26 protein-coding genes and 1 pseudogene are annotated in these 22,548 nt (G+C 43.9%); 13 read left to right on the forward strand and 14 right to left on the reverse strand.

Going from position 1 to position 22,548, the window contains the following annotated elements:
- Positions 1-131: 131 nt before the first annotated feature.
- Both AC25Y5_RS03345 and AC25Y5_RS03350 read left to right on the forward strand, forming a co-directional pair.
- A complete protein-coding gene (locus tag AC25Y5_RS03345) occupies positions 132-2,189 on the forward strand; it encodes a transglycosylase domain-containing protein (RefSeq protein ID WP_488139095.1) in 2,058 nt (685 codons plus the stop codon).
- A gap of 77 nt (positions 2,190-2,266) precedes the next feature.
- The gene (locus AC25Y5_RS03350; protein ID WP_488139096.1) at positions 2,267-2,857 is read left to right on the forward strand and encodes a hypothetical protein; all 591 of its coding nucleotides are present in this window, start codon (positions 2,267-2,269) and stop codon (positions 2,855-2,857) included.
- Between the two features lie 161 nt (positions 2,858-3,018).
- Here the strand turns inward: AC25Y5_RS03350 and AC25Y5_RS03355 are convergent, their stop codons facing one another.
- Positions 3,019-3,549, reverse strand: a complete 531-nt coding sequence (locus AC25Y5_RS03355; protein WP_482101162.1) for a YwhD family protein — start codon at positions 3,547-3,549, stop codon at positions 3,019-3,021.
- Positions 3,550-3,617: 68 nt separating this feature from the next.
- Here AC25Y5_RS03355 and thmT point away from each other — a divergent pair, with 68 nt between their 5' ends.
- Positions 3,618-3,803 carry a 2-hydroxymuconate tautomerase gene (gene thmT, locus AC25Y5_RS03360; protein ID WP_488139097.1) on the forward strand — a complete coding sequence of 62 codons (186 nt, stop codon included), beginning with the start codon at positions 3,618-3,620 and terminating at the stop codon, positions 3,801-3,803.
- A gap of 64 nt (positions 3,804-3,867) precedes the next feature.
- Here thmT and AC25Y5_RS03365 read toward each other — a convergent pair whose 3' ends face one another.
- Both AC25Y5_RS03365 and AC25Y5_RS03370 read right to left on the reverse strand, forming a co-directional pair.
- Positions 3,868-4,371 (reverse strand): YwgA family protein, encoded by a 504-nt coding sequence (locus AC25Y5_RS03365; RefSeq protein ID WP_488139098.1) that lies wholly within the window; start codon positions 4,369-4,371, stop codon positions 3,868-3,870.
- Positions 4,372-4,382: 11 nt separating this feature from the next.
- On the reverse strand, positions 4,383-5,681 hold the full coding sequence (locus AC25Y5_RS03370) for an HD domain-containing protein (protein ID WP_488139099.1): 1,299 nt from the start codon (positions 5,679-5,681) through the stop codon (positions 4,383-4,385).
- Between the two features lie 182 nt (positions 5,682-5,863).
- Between AC25Y5_RS03370 and AC25Y5_RS03375 the strand changes: the two genes are divergently transcribed.
- Positions 5,864-6,499, forward strand: coding sequence for an RsfA family transcriptional regulator (locus tag AC25Y5_RS03375; RefSeq protein ID WP_482101165.1), 636 nt, complete (start codon positions 5,864-5,866; stop codon positions 6,497-6,499).
- A gap of 29 nt (positions 6,500-6,528) precedes the next feature.
- Here the strand turns inward: AC25Y5_RS03375 and lipL are convergent, their stop codons facing one another.
- Positions 6,529-7,368, reverse strand: coding sequence for an octanoyl-[GcvH]:protein N-octanoyltransferase (lipL, locus tag AC25Y5_RS03380; protein WP_488139100.1), 840 nt, complete (start codon positions 7,366-7,368; stop codon positions 6,529-6,531).
- Positions 7,369-7,383: 15 nt separating this feature from the next.
- Complete coding sequence (gene pta, locus AC25Y5_RS03385) at positions 7,384-8,355, reverse strand: phosphate acetyltransferase (RefSeq protein WP_482101167.1); 972 nt, start codon at positions 8,353-8,355, stop codon at positions 7,384-7,386.
- A gap of 176 nt (positions 8,356-8,531) precedes the next feature.
- On the opposite strand from pta, the gene hemQ reads away from it, so the two are divergent.
- From hemQ to gerQ, 3 genes and pseudogenes are all read left to right on the forward strand, one after another.
- Positions 8,532-9,281, forward strand: coding sequence for a hydrogen peroxide-dependent heme synthase (hemQ, locus tag AC25Y5_RS03390; RefSeq protein ID WP_482101168.1), 750 nt, complete (start codon positions 8,532-8,534; stop codon positions 9,279-9,281).
- A gap of 106 nt (positions 9,282-9,387) precedes the next feature.
- Positions 9,388-9,808: pseudogene (locus tag AC25Y5_RS03395) on the forward strand (cell wall hydrolase).
- Positions 9,809-9,833: 25 nt separating this feature from the next.
- Positions 9,834-10,190 carry a spore coat protein GerQ gene (gene gerQ, locus AC25Y5_RS03400; RefSeq protein ID WP_482101169.1) on the forward strand — a complete coding sequence of 119 codons (357 nt, stop codon included), beginning with the start codon at positions 9,834-9,836 and terminating at the stop codon, positions 10,188-10,190.
- A 48-nt stretch (positions 10,191-10,238) separates the two neighbouring features.
- Here the strand turns inward: gerQ and AC25Y5_RS03405 are convergent, their stop codons facing one another.
- From AC25Y5_RS03405 to AC25Y5_RS03425, 5 genes are read right to left on the reverse strand one after another with little or no spacing between them, the layout of a single operon-like run.
- Positions 10,239-10,619 (reverse strand): DUF423 domain-containing protein, encoded by a 381-nt coding sequence (locus AC25Y5_RS03405; protein WP_482101170.1) that lies wholly within the window; start codon positions 10,617-10,619, stop codon positions 10,239-10,241.
- Positions 10,620-10,670: 51 nt separating this feature from the next.
- Positions 10,671-10,934: a YwdI family protein gene (locus AC25Y5_RS03410; RefSeq protein ID WP_488139101.1), complete on the reverse strand. Its 264-nt coding sequence runs from the start codon at positions 10,932-10,934 to the stop codon at positions 10,671-10,673.
- Positions 10,931-11,107 carry a uracil-DNA glycosylase gene (locus AC25Y5_RS03415; RefSeq protein ID WP_482101406.1) on the reverse strand — a complete coding sequence of 59 codons (177 nt, stop codon included), beginning with the start codon at positions 11,105-11,107 and terminating at the stop codon, positions 10,931-10,933. The genes AC25Y5_RS03410 and AC25Y5_RS03415 overlap by 4 nt, the downstream gene beginning before the upstream one ends.
- A 49-nt stretch (positions 11,108-11,156) precedes the next feature.
- Positions 11,157-11,843 carry a uracil-DNA glycosylase gene (locus AC25Y5_RS03420; protein WP_488139102.1) on the reverse strand — a complete coding sequence of 229 codons (687 nt, stop codon included), beginning with the start codon at positions 11,841-11,843 and terminating at the stop codon, positions 11,157-11,159.
- A 6-nt stretch (positions 11,844-11,849) separates the two neighbouring features.
- Positions 11,850-12,602, reverse strand: a complete 753-nt coding sequence (locus AC25Y5_RS03425) for a DUF4230 domain-containing protein (RefSeq protein ID WP_488139103.1) — start codon at positions 12,600-12,602, stop codon at positions 11,850-11,852.
- Between the two features lie 460 nt (positions 12,603-13,062).
- On the opposite strand from AC25Y5_RS03425, the gene AC25Y5_RS03430 reads away from it, so the two are divergent.
- From AC25Y5_RS03430 to AC25Y5_RS03450, 5 genes are all read left to right on the forward strand, one after another.
- Positions 13,063-13,329, forward strand: a complete 267-nt coding sequence (locus tag AC25Y5_RS03430) for a hypothetical protein (protein WP_488139104.1) — start codon at positions 13,063-13,065, stop codon at positions 13,327-13,329.
- A 60-nt stretch (positions 13,330-13,389) separates the two neighbouring features.
- Positions 13,390-14,223: a bifunctional hydroxymethylpyrimidine kinase/phosphomethylpyrimidine kinase gene (thiD, locus tag AC25Y5_RS03435; protein ID WP_488139105.1), complete on the forward strand. Its 834-nt coding sequence runs from the start codon at positions 13,390-13,392 to the stop codon at positions 14,221-14,223.
- Between the two features lie 219 nt (positions 14,224-14,442).
- Positions 14,443-14,793 carry a YojF family protein gene (locus AC25Y5_RS03440; RefSeq protein ID WP_488139106.1) on the forward strand — a complete coding sequence of 117 codons (351 nt, stop codon included), beginning with the start codon at positions 14,443-14,445 and terminating at the stop codon, positions 14,791-14,793.
- A gap of 16 nt (positions 14,794-14,809) precedes the next feature.
- Positions 14,810-15,490, forward strand: a complete 681-nt coding sequence (gene bshB2 / locus AC25Y5_RS03445) for a bacillithiol biosynthesis deacetylase BshB2 (protein ID WP_488139260.1) — start codon at positions 14,810-14,812, stop codon at positions 15,488-15,490.
- A gap of 164 nt (positions 15,491-15,654) precedes the next feature.
- Positions 15,655-17,007, forward strand: coding sequence for a YjiH family protein (locus AC25Y5_RS03450; protein ID WP_488139107.1), 1,353 nt, complete (start codon positions 15,655-15,657; stop codon positions 17,005-17,007).
- A 76-nt stretch (positions 17,008-17,083) separates the two neighbouring features.
- Here AC25Y5_RS03450 and AC25Y5_RS03455 read toward each other — a convergent pair whose 3' ends face one another.
- Positions 17,084-18,028: an L-threonine 3-dehydrogenase gene (locus AC25Y5_RS03455; RefSeq protein ID WP_488139108.1), complete on the reverse strand. Its 945-nt coding sequence runs from the start codon at positions 18,026-18,028 to the stop codon at positions 17,084-17,086.
- A 193-nt stretch (positions 18,029-18,221) separates the two neighbouring features.
- On the opposite strand from AC25Y5_RS03455, the gene AC25Y5_RS03460 reads away from it, so the two are divergent.
- Positions 18,222-18,893 (forward strand): hypothetical protein, encoded by a 672-nt coding sequence (locus AC25Y5_RS03460; RefSeq protein ID WP_482104366.1) that lies wholly within the window; start codon positions 18,222-18,224, stop codon positions 18,891-18,893.
- A 297-nt stretch (positions 18,894-19,190) separates the two neighbouring features.
- Here AC25Y5_RS03460 and AC25Y5_RS03465 read toward each other — a convergent pair whose 3' ends face one another.
- The 3 genes from AC25Y5_RS03465 to AC25Y5_RS03475 all read right to left on the reverse strand — a co-directional run bounded on the left by AC25Y5_RS03465 (position 19,191) and on the right by AC25Y5_RS03475 (position 22,487).
- Entirely contained in the window at positions 19,191-19,895 is a 705-nt protein-coding gene (locus AC25Y5_RS03465; protein WP_488139109.1) for a DNA alkylation repair protein, read from the reverse strand.
- Positions 19,896-20,001: 106 nt separating this feature from the next.
- Positions 20,002-21,192, reverse strand: a complete 1,191-nt coding sequence (locus AC25Y5_RS03470) for a glycine C-acetyltransferase (RefSeq protein WP_482105692.1) — start codon at positions 21,190-21,192, stop codon at positions 20,002-20,004.
- 227 nt (positions 21,193-21,419) lie between these two features.
- Entirely contained in the window at positions 21,420-22,487 is a 1,068-nt protein-coding gene (locus AC25Y5_RS03475; RefSeq protein WP_488139110.1) for a hypothetical protein, read from the reverse strand.
- Between the last annotated feature and the right edge of the window lie 61 nt (positions 22,488-22,548).

A 22,548-nucleotide genomic window follows, 5' to 3' on the forward strand; every position in this document is an offset into this window, starting at 1 on the left:
CTTCTCATTATATCCTTTTACCAGTCTACATTTCAATCTATCCGAGTAAAGCAAGTTTTTACGTGTGTACCGTTTAATCTGTTTGCATGCGTCGCATACTAGATGGAATGACATGGACGGGACGGGATCGTATGCGACGGACAGTGTATGTAAAAGAGAAAAAAAAACGCACGACGATACGACGGCTGTTGCTATTATCCGTTACGATGCTGATGGCAGCGCTAACCGTCTTCATATCGCTCAGACTGTATGCACAGATTACAGGTGCCCCTTCTTTGAGTGTGCCTAAAGCTTCTGTCTTTCTCGATAAAAACGGTAGGCAAATCGGCGATCGTTTTTCCGCGGAACGGCGGTACTGGGTCGACCTTGACGAAATGTCCCCTTTTCTGATTGACGCAGTCATTGCAACGGAAGACAAAAACTTTTATAACCACGATGGCTTTGATTATAAACGGATTGCAGGGGCTCTTTTAAAAGATGTGAAAGCAGGAAAAAAAGTTGAAGGTGCCAGTACGATTACCCAACAATATGCACGCAACTTGTACCTGACGTTTGAAAAGACTTGGAAAAGAAAGATTCATGAAGCACTGTATGCATACCGAATGGAAGTATTTTATGATAAAGATGTCATTTTGGAAGGTTATATGAATACCGTCTACTTCGGCCACGGGATGTACGGAGTTGAAGCGGCTAGTAATTTTTATTTTGGAAAGTCAGCAAAAGATTTGACGCTTGAGGAGTCTGCTGTCATTACGGCAATAGCGAAAGGCCCATCGGTTTACTCTCCTGTTGATAGTCCTGAAAATTCGAGAAAACGACAATTGCTTGTTCTTTCATTGATGGAGGCACAAGGATATATTACGGCGCGGCAGGAAGAACGGGCAACGAACGAAGCCATCACGTTAAAAAATCGAGAATGGGCTGATTCAAAGCGCATTGCACCTTACTTTTTGGATGAAGTATGGCGAGAAGCGGAAAAAGTGCTTACCGCGAAAGGACGCTATCCCGCTGAAGGCGGCTGGACAATACGCACAACGTTGGATCCCCTTCATCAGCAAACCGCAGAGGAAATGATTGAAAAATGGATGCCCGACAGCGGATTACAGGTCGGTTTCATGTCAATCGAGGCTGGAACGGGCGCCATCACGTCTCTTGTCGGCGGAATAGATTACACTGAAAGTCCTTTCAATCGGGCGACACAAGCAAAACGCCAACCCGGCTCTGTGATGAAACCTATTTTGTATGCGGCTGCACTGGAAGATGGATTTAGTCCACTGACGTTTTTATCAACTGAAAAGACCATTTTCACGTATGATAACGGCCGCTCGACATATGAGCCAAACAACGTAAACGGTAAATTTGCAGGACATCCCTTATCCCTAGCGCAGGCACTCGCTATTTCTGACAACATCTACGCCGTAAAGACACTTGAGGATATTGGCTATAAGAAATTCAGCAAAATGGCAGAACGTCTTGGTGTCAATGGCGATTTTCCAGAATCACCTGCAACGGCACTCGGCACTTCCCTCGTCACTCTTTCCGATATGACGAATGCCTATAATCGGATTGCATCGGGCGGCGTTGAAACTGTACCAACAACGATTCTATCCATAACAGATGCAGATGGAAAAACGGTATATGAGCGGCCCAAAAAGAGTACAAAACACATCATGAGTGAACAGGATGCATTCGTTCTTTCTCACTTGATGACTGGCATGTTCGATCCCGTGTTCAACGATTATTCTACATCCACAGGATTATCAATGCGGCAAAAACAAACACGTCCTTATGCAGCCAAATCTGGAACAACGATTTCCGATCAATACCTGATTGGTTATACGCCTTCGCTGACAGCTGGCATCTGGACGGGATTCGACGTCGGAAAGCAACTGACCGATGCGTCAGATAAAGCGGCATCGAAGAAAATATGGATTGACTTTATGGAGACAGTCCATCGCGGAAAAACGGCAGAACCGTTCATCCCACCAGAAGGTGTAAATGGCGTCATCGTTGACGTTGAAACTGGTGGTATTGCAGTTAACGGTTGTGACAAGCAAAGGCTGGTCTATGTGAAAGAGAAGGATATGCCACAAAAGTTATGTACGGATAAAACTCTAAGAGAACAGCGCTCTTCAGGTAAAGCGGACGACAAGAAATTTGAACTGTTCCCATTTTCGTTTTTTGAGTAGGGATTGGGCGGTTTACTCTCTAATTTGGGCGGTCGGGGCGCGGGATTGGGCGGTTCGCACTCTTATTTGAGCGGTCGATGCGCGGGATTGAGCGGTTTACTCTCTTATTTGGGCGGTCGACGCGCGGGATTGGGCGGTGCGCACTCTTATTTGAGCGGTCGGCGCGCGGGATTGGGCGGTTTACTCTCTTATTTGAGCGGTCGACGCGCGGGATTGGACGGTACGCACTCTTATTTGAGCGGTCGGCGCCCGGGAATGGGCGGTTTACACTCTTATTCGGGCGGTCGGCGCGCGGGATTGGGCGGTTCGCACTCTTATATGAGCGGTCGATGCGCGGGATTGAGCGGTGCGCACTCTTATTTGAGCGGTCGGCGCCTAGGATTGGGCGGTTTACACTCTTATATGGGCGGTCGGCGCCCGAGATTGGGCGGTTCGCACTCTTATATGAGCGGTCGGCGCCCGGGATTGAGCGGTGCGCACTCTTATTTGAGCGGTCGGCGCCCGGGATTGGGCGGTCCGCACTCTTATATGGGCGGTCGACGCACGGGATTGGGCGGTTTACTCTCTACTTTGAGCGGTCGACATTCTCATCAAAATCAAAAAAGCTATCCAATCCGAAATCAATTCGGGGTTGGATAGCTTTTTTACCAGTCAAGGCCTCCTGTTAAAAGGTGTATCACGCTTGGGTTTGTTTGATACGGTATTCATCAGGTAATGCACAATTCCGGTTGTCCTAGCTTACAACAGCAAGCTATGATGTTAGTTTACTTCTATTCAAGCTGACATTCAACCTTGGAAGTCAAAGTCTACAAAATTTGTCGTTTTTTGTTCACAATCCAGGTGAGTCGACACTTAGACCGATATGCAATTTTGGTTCGCTTCGATCCCACATTTCCTTATTATGATTTGCAAGGAAGTCGGCAAGGATTTGCTTTGATTTATCATCCATATGGTCGACAATGATATTGCGTTTCATCGATTTGTCCATCCGATTGACGTGATCGGCGAGTACTTTATAGCCCCGACGTTTTTCACGGTTGATGACCATTTCACAAGCTGTGATGCCTGCGTAGTAAGGTCCTTCTTCTCTGAAATCGATTGTCACCCAGACAAGCCAGTAGGGTTTTCCACCTTCTGAATCTTCCCGGTTCAGCGTAAACTTGATACCCCGCTCCGTGTCGCTCCTTGCGTGCATCGCACCGATTTCGATCTGTGCGACCCCTTCTTCGACGTCGATAATGACTGGCGACACGTTTTCAAGAGACAACGATCCGATTCCATATCCACCATGACCGTCAGTAGGATCATCCTTTATAATTGTAAAACCCAATTTCTGCTTCGGTTTTTTTTCATTTGGCATTTCTTCGTCCCCTCCAAATCTGATACTATATATACTATACCCAATAACTACAGGGAGGGGGAAATGAAATGCCAATCGTCACTGTAAAAATGTTGGAAGGTCGCACGGATGAACAAAAACGTGCGCTTTGCGATAAAGTAACACAAGCAGTCACTGAAACAACAGGTGCACCTGCTCAAAGCGTCACTGTTATCATCGAAGAGATGTTAAAAAACCATTACGCTGTTGCTGGAAAACGTTTAAGTGATCAATAATTAGCAGAAGAAAGGCTATGCCCCTTGCGGAATTTTTCCGTGAGGGCATAGCCTTTTTTTACGTTTAGATTGCATTGCCCTGCATTTCACCGATGAAATCGAATGCAGCAGCCATCTCCGTGTCGGAGAAGTTCAGTTTATTTTTCACGATACGGACTTTGGCAATTTGCTCGTCTTTTGCGAGGTGATCGAAGTAGAGCAGAGTTGAAACTAGTTCTAAAAAACGTGAACTTTTTACATTCATGCTATCGATACAAGTTCCAAGATTTTCATGAGCGTTGTCCGCTGTCTCAAGAAAATGCTGCCCTTCCTCTGTTACCTGGTAGCTGTATTGGACGTAAGATCCCTTATCTATGCATTGTTCCGCAAGAAAGCCCATCTCACGCAGTTCTTCTACGCGCAACGTTAATTCCTCTGAATAAGGTCCATACATGTGGAGCTCGTATTTTTCCGCAAACGGGAAATTCATTTTTTTTGCGATATAAATCATTTTTTGTAATTTTTTTCTGCCAGTCACTTCATTCGCGATTGAAATGAACTGCACAATTTTTGCGTGTTCCTGTAACAACTTAACCTCTCCTAACCTTTCAACATATGTAAAATCTGTCCATACAGTGGATTTTGTTCTTTTCCTGCCTCCAGCACATCTTCGGGGAAATAGATTTTATGGTCTGTCCGTCTTTTACCTGAAATCGCATCCACCACATCCGATGAACGTGACAACTCGCTCAACTCGCCATTTGGCATTTGCAAAAAGATCGGCAAACGTTCATTTTCTTCGCCCGGGCCATAAAAGTCATAGGGCAAGTCAGACGACGAATCTGTCACGAGATAATACGCGGGGTCAATTCCCGCATCTTTGAATAATTGTTCGAGTACACTGATTTTGCGGTATTCTGTTGCCGGATCAAATTCTGCATACTGAAAGAGTTTGCGGTTGATGAAACGATAGCAAAGATCCGCTAAAATAGAGTCGTCTTCCTTCATCCAAATCTGGAAATAGGTCAATAATATACTTTCATCAAGTGCTATATAGTCTTCCAGAACAATAACTTTATCGAAAAATGAACGGAAATGGGTAGGCTCTTGTTTAAAGACATATCCCAATTCATGCAAATGTTTTGCCCGATGTAAGATTTTCGTTAAAATGACTTCAGCGCTGCGCGATACAGGGTGGAAATAAACCTGCCAATACATCTGATAACGGCTCATTATATAATCTTCCACGGCATGCATGCCGCTGTATTTAATGACGGCCTGGTCTTCAGTTGGCCTCATGACGCGTAAAATCCGTTCCATATCAAAATGCCCGTAGGACACCCCTGTAAAATAAGCGTCACGCTGTAAATAATCCATTCGGTCCGCATCAATCTGGCTTGAAATTAAACTGACCACAAGCTTATCGGGATAGGTTTTACCGATAACGTCAGCCACTTTTTGCGGGAAATCAGGTGCTACCCGGCGAAGTACTGCATTCACTTCCGTATCCCCTAGCAAAATTGCTTGCGTAAATTGTTCATGGTCAAGATTGAACACTTTTTCAAAGGCATGTGAAAATGGACCGTGCCCGAGATCGTGCAGCAGCGCCGCACACATCGTCACTAGTCTTTCATCGCTGTTCCATTCAGGACGGCCACTAAAAACATCGTCAATGATGCGCCTGATGATTTCATAGACGCCCAGCGAATGATGGAACCGGCTATGCTCCGCCCCGTGAAATACGAGATAGGTTGTCCCTAGTTGTTTAATACGGCGAAGGCGCTGAAATTCACTTGTACCGATCACGTCCCAAATCACCTTGTCGCGCACGTGTATATAGCGATGCACAGGATCCTTGAATACCTTTTCTTCTTTCAGTTTTTCATTTTTGTATTCCATCGTGCACCTCCGATAACTCATTCCTCTTAGTATAATCATAAAATTGCTTCTCTGGAAGATGGAAAAAGGTTCATTTAAGTGAAAAAGAGATAGAATGCTTTTTTCATTATGAATAAAGTAACACATTCCTGTACACACTAACCGTAGTTAGAAACTATGAACATATGACAGGAGGCACGGAAATGGTGAAAGTTAGGCAGGATGCTTGGATTGAAGAAAATGATACTTTATTAGCCGACACAGTATTGCGGCATGTCCGCGAAGGTAGTACACAACTCAGCGCTTTCGAAGAAGTTGGGGATGCGCTCAACAGAACGGCAGCGGCTTGCGGGTTCAGATGGAACGCAGTTGTTAGGCGCGACTATGAAAAGGAACTAGCGGACGCGAAAAAAGAACGCAAGCAAGCCATACGTGTCCTGGGCAAAGACTTTAAACGCCGGGGACAACAATTATATAGCCCTTCACAAGGTGCAGCAGAAGAAAGAAAGGTATCTGTTCCATTATCGGACTTATCCCTAGATACGGTTATCGCTTTTCTCGTACGCATGCATCATACGGGCGCGGGTGATAATGAGTCATTTCGATGGAGGCAAACTGCTAAAATCGCGAATGAAAAGGTCGAGCAGCTCCAAAGAGAAATCGAAAACCTTCAACAGGAAAATAAAACACTGCGCGCTGATTATGAGCAATTTGTTCAAATTATGAATCGGGCACGTCGTCTCGTTACACTAGATGACGAAACCGATCGCACGGCACCCGTCTTCAAGATGGAACAAAATGGTAACCTTGTATCTAAAGAACCGCCTATCAATCATTGATAGGCGGTTTTACCTTGTGTGGTGTTTTGTTATTCGTGCTCTAGCATTTTTTTATTTCGTTCAAAGACACGGTTCAAATAATAGGTGTACAGTTCCATTTCTTCCGGTTTTAAGCCGCCCATGTCAACGTAGTCCGCAAGTTTACGCAGCACAAGCTGTGTACGGATGACTACTTCACTGACAGTCAGTGGCATTTCCAACAGTTCTGACAGCGATGCCATCACTTCCGGTTTGATGGATGGGTAATCGAACTTTGTGGCCTCCCCTTGCAAACCGACCTCGTAAAAAGAACGAATTAACTCGGCACGTTCCGCTCCGCTTCCTTCGATGCAAAGATAGACCTGAACCGCGATGCCTTGACGCAATCTGCGCTGCGAGATGCCCGCAAACTTACGGCCCCCAATGCTTAAATCAAACGATCCTGGACAGTACGAGCCAACGATTTCATAAGCTTCAATCCGGTTGCCTGCTTCAGGGAAAAGCATGCGCACGAATGCGAGCATCACTTCATACCCCGCCGGAATATCGATTGAAGAATCCAGCTCTGACAGTACGATTGATATGTTTAACACACCTTCATCAAGGCATACTGCAAGACCGCCTGAATTGCGGACGATTGCATTATATCCCGCAGTTTCAAGTATCGATATGGCTTCTGCAACATGCGGAAGCCGATGATCTTGAATTCCGAGCACGACGGTGTTGTCGTGAACCCATGTACGAACTGTCGGTTTACTCATTTGCTGGCCAACAAGGTGACAAAGCGTATCGTCCGCAGCGAAGGATTCCAGTGCGGAGCGATTGCGGGATGTCATTGATTCATCCACGAAACGCCATTCGGGAATGTATAAAAAAGAGTCATATGTCATTTCAGATTCTCCTGTTCATAGACTTTGTGCCGCTGTCAACAAAGCAAGCTTGTACACATCATCTGCGGAACAACCGCGCGACAAGTCGTTTACGGGTGCATTCAATCCCTGAAGAATGGGTCCAATTGCTTCGTAACCGCCCAGACGCTCCGTTAGTTTATAACCGATATTACCCGCTTCAAGCGATGGGAATACAAAAACGTTTGCATTGCCTTGAATGATGGATCCAGGTGCTTTTTTCGCAGCAATTTCCGGTACATAAGCCGCGTCGAATTGGAATTCACCGTCTAATGGTAAATCCGGCGCAAGCGATTGAGCAATTTTCACCGCGTTCGCAACCTTCTCCGTTTCTTCAGTAACCGCGGACCCTTTTGTGGAAAACGAGAGCATTGCAACCCGTGGATCCACACCAAATGATCGCGCTGTTTTTGCACTTTCGACTGCGATTTCAGCCAGTTCCTGCGCTGTCGGTGCAACTGTAATTGCACAATCTGCAAAAACGAGACGTTCGTCGCCTTTCATCATGATGAAAGCCCCGCTTGTTCTTGAAATTCCCGGTTTCGTCTTAATGATTTGCAGTGCTGGTCTTACTGTATCTGCAGTTGAATGTGCCGCCCCGCTTACTAATCCGTCTGCACGCCCTGTGTAAACAAGCATTGTTCCGAAATAATTGACGTCTTTCAGTTGTTCACGCGCTTGTTCTAAAGTAGCTTTACCTTTACGACGCTCTACGAATTTTCCAGCGAGTTCTTCAAAATAAGCAGCACTCGCGGGATCAATAATGTCTATTTCCGAAATATCAATTCCTTCTTCAGTTGCGGCTTCTTTCACCTCAGCTTCATTACCAAGTAGGACGGGTTTCACAAGACCCTCCCCTTGAAGGCGCGATGCAGCTTCCAAAACGCGGATATCCGTTCCTTCAGGCAGGATTATCGTCTTTCGTTTACCACTTAAACTCTCTTTAATACCGCCAAATAAATCAGCCAATGGATATCCACCTTTCACACAATCTTATTCTTCAAGCATACACCAATGGGAGAGGCTGTAAAAGCGTTTTACTTCATGTCAAATTCGTGACACTGGCGCAAGTCAGAGGCCTAACACGTCGGTTTATGCTACACTAATATAAGAAGTTAATTCATAATGAGGGAGTCTGATTTGATATGATCGAAGCAGCACAAACACTCGATGGCTGGTATGTATTGCACAATTTACGTTCAATGGACTGGGCGTCATGGAAATTGGTTCCACAAGACGAACGCCAAGCAGCAGTCGAAGAACTTCTTGTCTACCTTGAGAAGCTTCAAAAAGCGGATGACGATAAAACCGGCGCACACGCTTTCTATACAGTAATCGGTCAAAAAGCGGATTTCATGCTAATTACATTGCGTCCAACAATGGTTGAACTGCAAGAGCTTGAAACGGAATTCGATAAACTCGCAATCGCGGATTTCACGATTCCAGCTTACTCGTACCTGTCAGTTGTTGAACTGTCGAACTACCTTGCAGGCGAATCTACGGAAGATCCTTATCAAAACCCACATGTACGTGGGCGTTTATATCCCGAACTTCAACGCAGCCAATACATTTGCTTCTACCCAATGGACAAGAAGCGCGACGGCGACGTTAACTGGTATATGCTAGATATGGATAAACGCAAAGAACTAATGCGCGCACACGGTTTAATTGGCCGAAGCTACGCTGGTAAAGTGAAACAAATCATTTCGGGTTCTGTCGGTTTTGACGACTACGAATGGGGCGTTACATTGTTCGCAGAGGACGTTCTCCAATTTAAAAAACTTATTTATGAAATGCGTTTTGATGAAGTAAGCGCACGCTATGCTGATTTCGGTTCATTCTTTGTTGGAACCATTTTGGAAGGCGACAAAAGAGAAGCGTTTTTCAATATCTAAGCAATTCTATAAATACTGTCTACCTGTTTTTACAGGTAGACGGTATTTTTTTTCGGAGTTATAAGTGATGCCCATAGCGCATATGATTCATCAAGGAGGTTGTGCCGTGGCTGTAATAAAATACACGGACGCTGAATTAGATTTGCTCACACGTTTGATCCGCTCTGAAGCGGAAGGAGACGGTCAATTAGGGGTGCTTTTAGTCGGCAATGTTGGGGTCAATCGCGTACGCGCTGGGATGTCTAGACTTCAATGATATTCGGAGTTTGCAGGACATAGTTTTCCAGAGTCCCGGCGGCTTCGAAGCGACAACAAAAAGTTATTTCTATCAGCGTGCCTGTGAGTCAGATCGAAAACTAGCAAGACGCACCATCAACGGTGAACGTTTCACTCCTAGCGAACGGTCATTATGGTTTTTCATGCCGGCAGGTGATTTCCCTGCGCAATGGTATAACCAGTGGAACACCGGCAGATTCAAGTCGCATTATTTCTTTAGCCCGACTGTAGAAGACTGCCCGAATTTATAATCTCTAATGGAGAAAGGATGAAATAATGGTCCAATATTATTGGAACCCCGCTTATCAGAATCAGCATGTCGCACCTCCACAAGGAACAGTTCCAGCTAGGCCAATGAGTCCGCCAGCAGGACCACCTCAACGTGAGCAGTCATACATTGAAAACATTTTACGATTGAATAGAGGTGAACCTGGAACTTTCCACTTTTCATTCGAACGTGCAACTGGAGAGGGTACAAATACGAAAGCAGTACGTGGGACTGTAGAGGCAGCCGGCCGAGATCATGTCATCTTAAGCGATTCGACAACAGGACATCGTTTTCTATTTCCGATGATTTATTTCGATTATGCCGAATTTGATAATGAAGTCAGGTACTTCCCACAGCAACCCTAAATTCAAAAAACTTCTGAATCCCATTACTTGGGCTTTCAGAAGTTTTTTTTAGTTTGAGAATTTAATGGCCGCTATAATCAGCATGACCCATCCTACGATGAATGCAACGCCACCGATTGGTGTGATGGCACCAAGTATGCCAATCCCAGTCAAACTCAGCACGTACAAGCTGCCGGAAAAGATAATGATTCCCGCAAGAATTAAATACCCGGCCCAACTTAACTGCGTAGACGATCCAAAAAGCGATGAGCTCATAAGGATACCAACAGCAATGAGTGCAAGTGCGTGGAACATTTGATACTGCACTGCTGTATTCCAGATAGCCAAATAGTGTTCAGTTAATTTTTCTTTTAAAGCATGTGCTCCAAAGGCTCCAAAGGCCACGGCAATTGCTGCGTTGACAGCCCCTGCAATAATGAAAAATGGCAAATCGTTCCCTACTCTCTTGTTATGAATTCAGTACTTCATTTCTTTCGCCAATCAAAAATCAAATAGCGAGCCGCCGTTAGCATCCTCTTCTTCAAGGGGTTTGCCCTCCAACGAATTTATCGATGGGACAGTGTTGCCGGTCGAAAGCATTTTTGGGAAAACTTTACTTTCCCGGTTACTCTCTCCGCCAAGCGCAACTTCGCAAAGCGATCTGATAGCAGAAAACGCTTCCCGCATTGTGCTTTCATCATTTGCTTGCCTTGCCGCACTGAGTTGTCGCTCCATTTCCGATATGATTCGATCGTAAGAAATCATGGTTTGGCATCCCCTTTCTTCTGTTCAAATTGCAAACATTCCATGCCCGAAGACCTCCTGACGACGACCGATGGCATTTCCCGCGTTTTAAATCCATATGCTTTGCAGCCACGTGGGCTCCGCTGATCCCATGTTATGAAGAAATGTTGGCATTGAAAACAATTTACTGCCACAACGGTCCACCTCTTTTCATCTCCAACTTTATCATGCAAACTGTGCAATTTAAAGCACTCCGCCTGTTCGGCACCAATCAATCGGGGTTTCATCCCACGCTATTAAAGCCTCATTTGCTTGTGAATATGGACGGCTACCTAGAAATCCACGGCTCGCACTCAGTGGACTGGGGTGAACCGATTCAATAATCGCATGTCGCGTTGCATCGATGAGTTTCTTTTTCCCTTGGGCAGCTCGTCCCCATAATAGAAAGACGACCGACTTTTCCCGTTCAGACAAATACCGAATCACTTCATCCGTAAACGTCTCCCAACCTTGTTTTTGATGTGAATGAGCCTGGCCTTGGCGCACAGTTAGCACCGTATTTAGCATCAGTACGCCTTGGTCTGCCCACCCTGTCAATGTTCCGTTTTCCGGAATTGGACAGTCCATGTCAGTCGCCAGTTCCTTGAACATATTGCGCAGACTTGGCGGTATTTTGACACCCGGTTTCACAGAAAAACTTAAGCCATGTGCTTGTCCAGGTCCATGATAGGGGTCCTGTCCTAAAATCACGACCTTCACTTCATTGAATGACGTCCTTTTGAATGCAGTCCATAAATCATCCATCTGTGGAAATACCGTAGCTTCAGCATATTCCTTTTTCAGAAATTCACGTAGCGTACTGTAATAGGGTTTCTCAAATTCTTCTTTTAGGACTTCATCCCATTCGTTACCTATATGCTTATTATCCACAGTCACTCACTCCTTGAAATCAATCGTTACGGTATAGCCTGCGAATGAAAACATTTCTGTTAGTGTCTTCTCGGCATTTTGTTGCGCTGTCGCTAAAACACCCTGAGCTATCGTTTCTTCCATGATTAGTTTTTTTGCTTCATCGGCAAGTTCGTACGCTTCTTCGATATTCGCCTTTTCCCGGAATACGCCTTCGTAGGAGTACACTTCGACTTTATCGAAAAAGATTTCTGCTCCCCCAAGGAAAGTGGCAGGCGGTAAAGTAAGTTTAGCAGTTTTATTCTTTTCATCGATTACCACATCTTTTTTCGTTACTCCGGACATGTCAACGCCCGCTTTCACTGATCCCGGAACGACGACCAACAGCTGTCGCTTTGTGCCCGGCACGTTTAGACCGATGCTTTGCCCGAACAACGTATTATCTTGCCGCTCTATAATGACTTTTGTGAATGCTTCTGCCGTTGCAAGTTCGTTCAAGTCCTGGATTTGTTCAAGGAAAGCACCTTTTTGCTCTGTAAATGTGCTCCCTGTTTTCAGAATGAAGTATGTCGCAAATGGTAAAGCAACCATGAGTAGTAAAAGGAGAATTGCAATTGCTAAAAAAGACTTTTTCCATAATGAAAAGAAGACTTTCCCAACACGCCAGAATCCCGACGAGCGTCCTTCCACTTCTTCCACTGTCACTGCAGTTTCTTCCTCTGAAGCTTTCAATTCTTTCAGTAGGCGCTCAATTTCACCGATTTTCTTTTCATCCGCCACATCATCCCTCTTTTCCTCTTTTTTCGATACTATTCTTATACGTTTAGATTATAGGAAAGTTGCATTTCAAACAAGAACTACAGCCCAGGTCGCCTAACGTCCCGACTCAGTTGCAATGTCATCATTTTCATAATAGGAAATTTAGTATTTAAATCCGAACAAGGTTGATTTGCACTCCAGGCGGACGCTTTCCGCGGGCACGGCTTCAATCTCCTCGTCACTGCGTTCCTGCGGGGCTTTTAGCCAAGGAAGAGTGAACTTTCTCTTCCTATCGCGCTTTTCCCGCTGGAGTCGCCACCTTCCGTTTCAATCAACGGAAATCATCCACGCAAAGGAATAATCGATTAAGAAACCTCGTCAATGATAGGGTTTTCAATTATGAAATTAATTCACTCTGCAAAATTTTAAAATTCTCCAAACAAACTGAAAAAGTGGTACGATTGTCTGAGGGAGGTGCGACATGGCGGATATGCACTTACGTGAGAAGATGAAAAATGTTTCTGAAGCTGCAAAGAATAGTGATTTGGTTCCTGAGCGCTCTAAAAAGGCGGGAATCATTGTTTTCATCATTTTAGTAAGTTGTGGAATTATCGTCATGCTAGCTCTTGCCATAAGCCTCATTTTAAACAAACATGTCGTCTTGGCTGCCGTGATTTCAAGTATTGCAGCCTTTCTCGCTTATTCCATCTATAAAATGATAAAAGCCGATAATATCGGACAATTGTAATTTCAATTTTAATTCGATAAGATTAACTTAGAATTTATTTAAAAAGGAGATAGACCCAATATGACTTTGAAAAAGACGTTAACAATTGCAGGATCTGATACTTCCGGCGGTGCAGGTATTGCGGCGGACTTGAAAACATTTCAAGAACACGGCACTTACGGCATGACAGCAATTACAGTCATCGTGACGATGGATCCGGATAATAATTGGTCACACGGTGTTTACTCATTGCCAATCGACGTCTTAAAAACGCAAATAAAAACTGCGCTTTCGACAGGAATCGATGCCATTAAGACTGGCATGCTCAGCACAGAAGAAATCATCAAAATTGCGGGTAATGCGATTTCAGAATCAGGTCTCTCACATGTAGTCATCGATCCAGTTATGGTTTGTAAAGGTGAAGATGAGGTATTGAATCCTGGGACAGTTGACGCCATGGTTGAATTCCTTCTTCCAAAAGCGGAAATTGTCACACCGAACTTGTTTGAAGCTGGACAGCTTGCAGGTACAAAAACGCCGAAAACCATTGAAGATATGAAAGTGGCAGCTGTAAAAATCCATGCACTGGGCGCTCGCAATGTTGTCATCAAAGGCGGCAAACAGCTTGAACACGATAAAGCGGTCGATTTATTCTATGACGGCAAAACGTTCACACTTCTTAAAGCAGATAAAACAGACACAACTTATAATCACGGCGCCGGTTGCACGTTTGCAGCTGCAATCACAGCTAACCTTGCAAATGGCCTAGATGTAAAAGAATCTGTATTCGAAGCGAAAAAGTTCGTCACAGCGGCAATCGCTAACGGCTGGAAACTGAACGAGTACGTTGGACCTGTCATGCACGGAGCGAAAAACCGTTTCGGCGCAACTGAAATTACGACAGTTGAAATTTAATATGTTTTAAACGCCAGGAGACATGTGGAATGTCTCTTGGCGTTTTTTTGGGTTGTTGGAGATTTCATGCGGTTGGTTGAACACTTCCCACGTTTCATTGGGCACGCCACCGTAATCTCTCCCCTTCCATTATCCAGATCTAAGCCCATCTATCGCATTCACGCCCCATTTTCTATATACTGAAGAGAAGCATTGTTATAGATTTAAGGAGGCATATGCATGGAGAAAGTGAAAGCGGACCATTTACAGGAACTCATAACTTCATTTGCAAATAAAGATGTGTACATTCATCTTGAAACGACGAACGGCTCATACGCTGCCCATACCAATGAGGCATTTTTCAATGCGGGCGCATTTATTCGCAATATTATCGTTAAATTCGAACTTGGTAAAGTGGCTGGCGATTCGCCTCACCGCATCGGTTTGAAACTGCCATACGGTTGGATTTACGCACAAGGCATCACACATTATAAACTCGATGAACACGGACGCCTGCTCATGGCAGGACTTGAAGCAGAAGGTAAACTTGCAGTAGCGCTTCAAATCAGCGAGACCCCATTCACATACTAAGGAGGATACGATTTTGATAAAAACAGAACGCCACGTACTTGTCATATTTCCTCACCCGGACGATGAAGCATTCGGCGTATCAGGCACCATTTCTTCCTACCGGGATATGGGCGTACCAGTTACCTACGCGTGCTTGACACTTGGTGAAATGGGTCGTAACTTAGGCAATCCGCCATTCGCAAATCGCGAAACATTGCCGCAGATCCGCAAAGAAGAACTTAAATTGGCGTGTGAAGCGATGGGAATCGACGATTTACGGATGATGGGATTCCGCGATAAAACCGTTGAATTTGAAGATGACGAAAAAATGGTGAAGCTCGTTACAGATTTAATCGAAGAAACGAACCCTTCACTTGTCATTACTTTCTATCCAGGCTTAGCTGTTCATCCCGACCATGATGCAACGGGCCGCGCAGTTGTCCGTGCCATCCGAAGAATGCCAGAAACGGAACGCCCAACAATTTATGCACTTGCTTTTGCAAACAATTCAGTTGAAGTGCTTGGCGAACCTGATGTTACACACGATATTACAGCGAATGCTGACAAAAAAATCGCGACATTAAAAGCACATGCATCCCAGACAGTCTGGATGATGATTGAGATGGAGAAAAAAATAGAAGCTCTTGATCCGGATGCGCTTAAATGGTTGAATTATGAGCGTTTTTATACGTACCGCTGGGACAGGGATTTAGTATAATATCCCCAATACTACAACTGCAGTCTATACAAAGGCTGCAGTTTTTTTCTTCACCAATAGTTTGAAAAATGGAACATATTTATATAATATTTACATAAAGAGAATTACGTTGTAATATGTATAAATATTCAACATATACAAACGTTATGCAAAAAGGAGATATTATGAAAAAGTTCAATTTATCCACTTGGTTCTTATTCCTCGTTCCATCTATTCTCGGTATTCTTTTATTTATGATTCCGGTAAAGTATGGCGGAGATTGGAAAATCCCTGTTGCCATACTTGCAGATCTATTATCAAATAGAATTTCATCCATAATGCCATGGGTTGCTACGATTACACTTATTATCGCTGCACTCGGTTCAATCGCTTATTCGTTTTTTCCAAAAGACTCTGTCAAACAGTCTTTTCTGACAAACTTATTCAAAGTATCGATTTTCTGGACAATCGTTCGTATTATCGGAGCAACTTTAGCAATCTTCACTTTATTTAAAATTGGACCGGAAGCCATTTGGAATGAAAATACAGGTGGGCTTCTACTCAGTGAAACCGGTCTTGTTACATTCCTATTTACGATTTTCCTTTTCGCGGGAATGCTCTTGCCACTTCTTCTAAATTTCGGTTTACTCGAATTTTTTGGAACAATGATGGTGAAAGTGATGCGTCCCCTATTTAAAATACCTGGTCGTTCTTCAATTGATGCACTGACATCATGGATTGGAGATGGAACAATTGGTGTGCTACTAACAAGCAAACAATATGAAGAAGGATTTTATACAAAGAAAGAAGCGGCCATTATTGGAACAACTTTCTCTGTTGTATCGATTACTTTTTCTATCGTCATTATCGAAGAAGTTGGTCTCGGCTCATACTTCTTACCATTTTATGGGACAGTCGTTCTAGCTGGCCTTGTCCTTGCATTTATCATGCCGCGGATTTATCCTCTTTCCAAAAAGAAGGATGAATATATAGACGGAAGACCGTTTACGGGTGATGAAGAAAAATTGCCAGAGGGATACAACTCATTGACTCATGGACTTGAAAACGCATTAACAAAAGCGAATTCAAATCGTTCTTTCATTAAAATGTTGTCCGAAGGCATAAAAAACGTCCTGGATATGTGGGTTGGTGTCATTCCGGTCGTTATGGCTTTCGGGACCATCGCATTAATTCTTGCGGAGTATACAAGTGTCTTCAAAATTCTAGGTATACCATTCGTACCGATTCTGTCCATCCTGGGTATACCTGAAGCGGCTGAAGCGGCGCAACTTATGGTTGTCGGATTCACGGACATGTTCCTACCTGTAATTCTTGCGAATGGCATGATTACATCTGAGTTAACATTGTTCGTTGTTGCCACTGTTTCAGTAACACAACTCATTTTCATGGCAGAAGTTGGCGGCCTTCTTCTAGGGTCAAAAATCCCCATCAACTTTTGGGAACTTGTCGTTATCTTCCTTCTGCGTACGGTGATTTCATTGCCAATTATTGCAGGAGTCGCACATCTTTTATTTTAATGAACAAACGAAAGACCTCGCAGAAGTTTGCGAGGTCTTTTTGATTTGGTAAGGAATAAATTCCATTACCGGATACTCATTTATTCAATTTAATTTTCAATTTGTCTAGCATATCAACCGTCATTTTATCCAAATCATAGTTCGTTTTGAAGCCCCATTCGTTCACGGCCGCTGTTGCATCAATGGAATCGGGCCAGCTATCGGCAATCGCTTGACGTACCGGGTCTACGTCATAGCTCATTTCGAAGTTGGCTATGTATTTTTTTATGGACGCAGCGAGTTGAGAAGGTTCGAAACTCATCGCGGTTACATTGAACGCGTTGCGATGGATCAATTTCGCTGGATCGGCTTCCATCAAGTCGACAATCGCCTGCAATGCATCGGGCATATACATCATATCCATATACGTGCCTTCTGCAATATAAGAAGTGTACTTCCCTTCTTCAAGCGCTTTGTAATAAATATCCACCGCATAATCCGTTGTACCGCCACCCGGTTGTGCTACATACGAGATTAACCCCGGGAATCGAACTCCCCGCGTATCAAGTCCGAATTTATGGAAGTAGTAATCGCATAGCAACTCACCTGCAACTTTGTTGACCCCATACATGGTTGTTGGTCGCTGTAATGTGTCTTGAGGTGTGTCCGTTTTCGGAGTTGACGGTCCGAATGCACCGATGGAACTCGGTGTGAAAAATTGCATATTTAGTTCACGCGATACTTCTAGTGCATTCATCAAGCCGCCCATATTGAGATTCCATGCAAACAATGGCTCATTTTCAGCTTTTGCTGACAACAATGCAGCCATATGCATCATTGTATCCGCACCGAAATCTGTCGCAAGTGTGTGCATTTTTTTAGCATCTGTCACGTCGAGCACTTCAAAAGGACCCTCTATTGCCGAATCCGTGCAACGAATATCTGTCGCCAAGACGTTTTCGGTACCGTATTCTTTACGCAACTTTGCAATTAACTCTGAACCAATTTGACCTGAAGCACCTGTCACCAAAATTTTCTTCATGATAAACTGTCCCTCACTTTCGAACGATTGTATTTATGGGGAGTACACAACTATTTAACTTTAATTTTATTGTTGATTTAAAAGCCTTTGTCCATTATAAAACGTTCTCCTGGAAAAGACAACGTTGTTTTCCATAGAAGTCTATTTGCTATCAGCTTATCTGTTATAATTAGAGGAAAACTTGAGGTGAATCATGTTACCAAATAATAAGCCGTCTGTCTTTTCAAAATTCTATAGATTAATACTCCTATTGGCTACAGGGATTATGCTCATATTTGTTCTAGTATCATTTGATGCGCCAAAGTGGATTGTTGTCTCCGCGGTCTTGGTTTTGTATATTTCCGTGTCCATTTTTCGGCCAATGTATATCATCTATAAATCCAAATCTCTTCGAGCGATTGGCCGATATGTTTCTGCTAATTATAAGAAACCCATTTTCGGTTATTCCTATGCGCTGGCAAATGGAAATAAGCAAGATATAGAGAAATCATTGAAAAGAATTATAAATACCTATACGCAACAGGATATGTCCGATATTTATGGCGCAAACCTAGCAATTTTCCAAAACAACTCCAAAGCTGTGATGGGGCACGCTGAAAAACTCAGCGGACAAGAATATAAAGAGTATTATTTAGGACATGCCTATGTCATGAATGGGAACTTCGACAAAGCTTCCAACTTTACTTCTAAATTGCAAACGCCTTGGATGATCCACTCTTTAAAAGCCTATGCGGCCTTGAAACGCGGAAACCGTGATGAATACGAGACTGAAATGGATCGCTCCATTGATAGTGCTACCGGAATGCAGCGTTTTGTATTGCATCATACAAAGAAACGCTTCGTTAACGGTGATTTCAAAGTTTAACTTCATTCAGCGGGGAGCAAACCCCTGCTGAATTAGGAGGGATGAGTTTCAATTCCTCCCTGTTAAGCCCCCGGCGGATGTCACAGATTTTGAAGGGAGTTAATAGGAAGGCAGTCTAAGTTCGCGACGTCCTGTCGCAACGACTGCATGACCTACATCCTGTAGGCCGCAAGATCAATTCAAAATCTGGACGCAATCACTCCGAGGCGTGATTGATTGAATCAAAAAAGCCCTCATTTTTAGGAGGGCTTTTCGTTTGTATAAGTATGCGCTTGAAATAGCAAGGTTACTCTTTTATTAACAGCGGACTGTTTTCTTTTTCTTCGGTTCACCGCGCTCAAGTATTTTGTTAATATATTCTGTTGCAAGCGGGACCTTACATGCCGTATTTCCAACGTCGACATGTACTTTCCCAACAATTTCTGCAACATTGCTTGCTGCATCACGAAGTTCGGGTACATACGCCCCAACACAGATGATAAATTGGTTCATATTGTAGCGTACTCGATTTGGTGCAACGTGTATCGAATCACGGATTTCCAGCAAGAGTGAATTTATTTCATCCAGGTCCAGTTCTTCCGCCCCTGCATACGTAACGTAATTTGAATACGTGCTCCAACCCGCGACCGCTGTCATTTCACGATCAGATTTCATCCATTCACGTGCAAGTTTTAACGCATTTGGACTTTCCGCTGTTACCCAACCGACTGCACTTTCTGCGATTAGATACCAAGTTGCCGCAGCACTCCACCGCCTGAGATCATCTTCAGTCATCAATTTCGGATCCACCGCAAGCGCTGCAAGGTACATTGCATCGGAATTACCTGTGTCGTAAAGACGAAGTGCCAGTTCATGATCTTTTTTAATATGCTTCAAAACCTTTTTCAAATCCCCCACACGTACCCCAAACAGTGGTTCAGTTGCACCGTGATTTAAGAACGTATTCTTCGTCTGTTCGTTGCCGAATTCTTTTAGTTGCTGCATCACTTCTTCGAATATCATGCACATCTCTCCTTTACCTAGATCATTTCCATAGTTATCTGCCCATCAAACTTCTTACCAAAGAACCCCAGACAGCTCATGTGCGCCACCTGGGATTCAATCTTTATTATGAAATTACATTGAGTTCTTTACCGACTTTTTCATAAATCGCAAGTGCTTCGTCGAGCATTTCTTTTGTATGTGCAGCGGTCGGCATGTTGCGGACACGGCCTTTTCCTTTAGCGACCGTCGGGAAGACGATTGACTTAGCGTAAACACCTTCTTCAGCTAGGCGTTTTGAAAATTGCTGTGTCAGCTTTTCTTCACCGATGATACATGGTGTGATTGGTGTTTCGGATACACCAATATTGAAACCTAATTTCTTAAGTCCTGCTTTTAAATAATTCCCATTTTCCCAAAGTTTATCATGTAGCTCTGTCGATTCTGATATCTTGTCCAACGCGCCCATGATTGCCGCGATATCTCCTGCAGGCAGTGACGTGGAGAAAAGGAATGGACGTGAACGGACTTTCAACCAATCAATTAATTCCTGCGTACCTGCAACGTAGCCGCCAACGACGCCGATTGCTTTTGACAGAGTACCCATTTGAAGGTCGATCTCTTTTTCAAGACCGAAATGTTTGACGGTTCCTTTCCCTTTACCGGTGACGCCTGAACCGTGCGCATCGTCGACATACGTGATCAAATCGAATTCCTTCGCGACTTCGACGGCTCCAGGAAGGTTGGCAATATTGCCGTCCATTGAGAATACGCCATCTGTAATATACATTACTTTTTCATAGAGACCGGACTCCGTCGCTTCTTTCGCTTTGGCACGGAGGTCGTCCATGTCTTGGTGTTTGACGCGGATAACTTTCGCACCGGAAAGGCGACAGCCGTCAATGATCGAAGCATGATTTAATTCATCCGAAAGAATCGCATCTTTTTTTGTCATAACAGCGGAAATTGCCGCCATATTACAGTTGAAGCCTGATTGGTAAGAAATCGCAGCTTCCGTCCCTTTGAATTCAGCAAGCTTTTTTTCTAGCTCAACGTGAATGTCAAGCGTCCCGTTAATGGTACGGACCGCTCCGGCTCCTACACCGTATTTTTCAGTCGCGGCAATTGCTAGCTTTTTCAAATCTTCGTCTGTTGCAAGTCCTAAATAGTTATTAGAGGATAAGTTAATAAGGTCTTTACCTTTAATCTTAATAATGGGGCCGTTTGGTCCTTCAATAGGATCAATTTCATTGTAAAGTCCTTGATCACGAAGCTCTTTTAAATTTTCCTCTAAAAATGTATGGAGTACTTTTGACAAAGTAATCTTCCTTTCAAACAAATGATACCTTCATTTTACCATACGACTGGCCCTGTCGCAGAATGAAGTGAATCCTAGATCAATCACGCCTCGCTGTGATTGATCTAGCTTATTACTTGGGTTGGCTGGACTCGTGTCGCCTTTCCACTCCCTGAAGGCATAACTTAAGTGAGAGACTTCTATAGCTGAAGCTTCACTTTCAGTAAAAAATGATTTTCTGAATGAAATTAAATCAAATCCAGAAGTGTATTTGTTTTTTTCTCGAATACAGGGGTGATAATAGCAGAATCCATTATGACTTTCATGCTGTTCTCAGCTTGTGCATAGGACTGCATATAGCCAGTCGCATCAAGCATTTTTTCTGCATAGACTTCACGAATTATACCAATCTCCTCTTCTGCCCCTGCATCTTCTTCACACATACGCACAAGGTCAAGTATTTCGTCACCCGGGCGCTCCAAGTCGTAAACATGCGGCATGGTTGCATCAATCAGACAAACCGATAGCTCAGGAAATAATACGAGATCGACTCCTGATGGATCTAGTCCACACCAGCCATATTGGACGTCAAATCCGCGTTTTTCCGCTTCAGCTCCTAGACTTTTCATGAGCGTCGATTTTCCTGTTCCCGGCAGTCCTTTTATAAGAATACGTCTTTCTGTTCGTTTCGTAATGGAGGTAATGAAATCCTTTGCCCCTCCAGATGTCAGCGATCCGATTAGTCTGTGGGAAATAGCGGTTTCCTTATTTAGCTTTATCTTCCCAAACAGTTCTTCTTTCAGCGCTTCTATTTGATGCACATGGACATCCCACATCATTCGTTTGATATTCACTGCTTCCCAATCGTCATGAATTCCTTTTGCATCCTCCAGTGACTTCAACGCTTTTTTTAGAGCAATACCCGATTCTTTCAATAATTTTACAATCGAACCATTCTGTTCGCGTAATTTCACTTCATCATACACATCGTAAAAACTGATCACTTTGTGTTTACCGCCAATATCCGTCGGCTCGAGTGCAACCGGATGAGAAGCTTGAAGAATCAGCACATCCGGTCCTTTTATATAGATTGCATCTGTTTTGTCAGGTTGTACAGGATCCATGAACCGGTCTACATTATAGCCTTGTTTAACGTAATATGCCGCCACTTCATTCAACACAGTTGAAATTGCGTTTGTCGGAGGACATTTTAGAAATAACGTTTGTGAGGCAGCTGTAATCAGATTGTCGTATTTGTGAGTGATTCCGGCACCTGTATAGGCTGTCCCCATGTATTGGGTTATCGTTCCATTCATGCGTATCATCCTTTCTGTACATACGATTAACCTATGCACGGACAATAAAAAAAAGCACGGC

It is taken from the genome of Sporosarcina sp. Y1011, from assembly GCF_057669885.1.

Excerpts from the sequence above, each read along its gene's own strand:
- AC25Y5_RS03410 (WP_488139101.1), bottom strand. The coding sequence starts at position 10,934 with ATGATTTCTTACGATCGAATCATATCGGAAATGGAGCGACAACTCAGT.
- AC25Y5_RS03355 (WP_482101162.1), bottom strand. The coding sequence starts at position 3,549 with ATGCCAAATGAAAAAAAACCGAAGCAGAAATTGGGTTTTACAATTATA.
- AC25Y5_RS03430 (WP_488139104.1), top strand. The coding sequence starts at position 13,063 with ATGGCGGATATGCACTTACGTGAGAAGATGAAAAATGTTTCTGAAGCT.
- gerQ (WP_482101169.1), top strand. The coding sequence starts at position 9,834 with ATGGTCCAATATTATTGGAACCCCGCTTATCAGAATCAGCATGTCGCA.
- AC25Y5_RS03455 (WP_488139108.1), bottom strand. The coding sequence starts at position 18,028 with ATGAAGAAAATTTTGGTGACAGGTGCTTCAGGTCAAATTGGTTCAGAG.
- lipL (WP_488139100.1), bottom strand. The coding sequence starts at position 7,368 with ATGACATATGACTCTTTTTTATACATTCCCGAATGGCGTTTCGTGGAT.
- AC25Y5_RS03375 (WP_482101165.1), top strand. The coding sequence starts at position 5,864 with ATGGTGAAAGTTAGGCAGGATGCTTGGATTGAAGAAAATGATACTTTA.
- AC25Y5_RS03350 (WP_488139096.1), top strand. The coding sequence starts at position 2,267 with ATGCGCGGGATTGAGCGGTTTACTCTCTTATTTGGGCGGTCGACGCGC.
- AC25Y5_RS03460 (WP_482104366.1), top strand. The coding sequence starts at position 18,222 with ATGTTACCAAATAATAAGCCGTCTGTCTTTTCAAAATTCTATAGATTA.
- hemQ (WP_482101168.1), top strand. The coding sequence starts at position 8,532 with ATGATCGAAGCAGCACAAACACTCGATGGCTGGTATGTATTGCACAAT.
- AC25Y5_RS03440 (WP_488139106.1), top strand. The coding sequence starts at position 14,443 with ATGGAGAAAGTGAAAGCGGACCATTTACAGGAACTCATAACTTCATTT.
- thmT (WP_488139097.1), top strand. The coding sequence starts at position 3,618 with ATGCCAATCGTCACTGTAAAAATGTTGGAAGGTCGCACGGATGAACAA.
- AC25Y5_RS03465 (WP_488139109.1), bottom strand. The coding sequence starts at position 19,895 with ATGATATTCGAAGAAGTGATGCAGCAACTAAAAGAATTCGGCAACGAA.
- AC25Y5_RS03475 (WP_488139110.1), bottom strand. The coding sequence starts at position 22,487 with ATGAATGGAACGATAACCCAATACATGGGGACAGCCTATACAGGTGCC.
- AC25Y5_RS03450 (WP_488139107.1), top strand. The coding sequence starts at position 15,655 with ATGAAAAAGTTCAATTTATCCACTTGGTTCTTATTCCTCGTTCCATCT.
- AC25Y5_RS03370 (WP_488139099.1), bottom strand. The coding sequence starts at position 5,681 with ATGGAATACAAAAATGAAAAACTGAAAGAAGAAAAGGTATTCAAGGAT.
- AC25Y5_RS03345 (WP_488139095.1), top strand. The coding sequence starts at position 132 with ATGCGACGGACAGTGTATGTAAAAGAGAAAAAAAAACGCACGACGATA.
- thiD (WP_488139105.1), top strand. The coding sequence starts at position 13,390 with ATGACTTTGAAAAAGACGTTAACAATTGCAGGATCTGATACTTCCGGC.